The following is an 827-nucleotide window of genomic DNA, read 5'->3' on the forward strand; positions in this document are numbered from 1 at the left end:
CAACAAGACCTGATAGCCGTTCTTCGGCAACCACCAGCTGCCGCCCAGATGCATCGGCAGATTGCCGCCGTTGCCGTGCAGATGCAGGACCGTGCCTTTGACCTCGACGCCAGGTTTGGCCGGCAGCCACCAGGCGTTGAGCTTCAAGCCATCGGCGGTGATCAGGGTGACGGTGCGGTATTCGAGTTTGGCCTTGTCCGGGTTGAAGATCTGGCCCGGTTCCGGGTAGAACAGCAGCGAACTGCAACCACCGAGGGTCAAGAGCAGGCAAAGGATGCCGAGGATTCTCATCCGGTGAAACCTCGCAAAGAAGAGAACTGAACACAAATCAAACCTGTGGGAGCGAGCCTGCTCGCGAAAGCGGTGTATCAGCCGACATCAATGTTGAAGGTGAAATCGCATTCGCGAGCAGGCTCGCTCCCACAAGGGGATCACGGCGGTGGGCTCACTCCCCGCGAATGTACTGCTCCAGCTGTTTGATCAGCTCGGCCTGTTCGGCAATCGCCTCTTTCACCAGGTCGCCGATCGACAACAGGCCGATCAACTGGCCGTCCTCGACCACCGGCAAGTGGCGCAGGCGTTTGTCCGACATGATCCCCAGGCAGGTGTCGACGGTTTGCCGGGTATCCACGGTAATCACGTCCTTGACCATGATGTCGCGCACTGGCGTGCCCACCGAAGAGCGCCCGTGCAGCACCAGTTTGCGTGCATAGTCACGCTCGCTGATGATGCCGACCACTTTGTCGTCTTCGACCACCAGCAAGGCGCCGACGTTTTTCTCGGCCATCTTCATCAGCGCTTCGAGCACCATGTGATCGGGTTTGATC

The 827-nt window shown here is 59.4% G+C and carries 1 protein-coding gene and 1 pseudogene; both read right to left on the reverse strand.

The features are described 5' to 3' along the window. A pseudogene (locus J5M56_RS23645) lies at nt 1-291 on the reverse strand (alpha/beta hydrolase); the annotation flags it as partial. Between the two features lie 154 nt (nt 292-445). Continuing rightward, a complete protein-coding gene (locus J5M56_RS23650) occupies nt 446-826 on the reverse strand; it encodes a CBS domain-containing protein (RefSeq protein ID WP_347709435.1) in 381 nt (126 codons plus the stop codon). Nucleotide 827: the final 1 nt, after the last annotated feature.

Source organism: Pseudomonas sp. 51_B, from assembly GCF_017491595.1.
Classification (GTDB): domain Bacteria; phylum Pseudomonadota; class Gammaproteobacteria; order Pseudomonadales; family Pseudomonadaceae; genus Aquipseudomonas; species Aquipseudomonas promysalinigenes.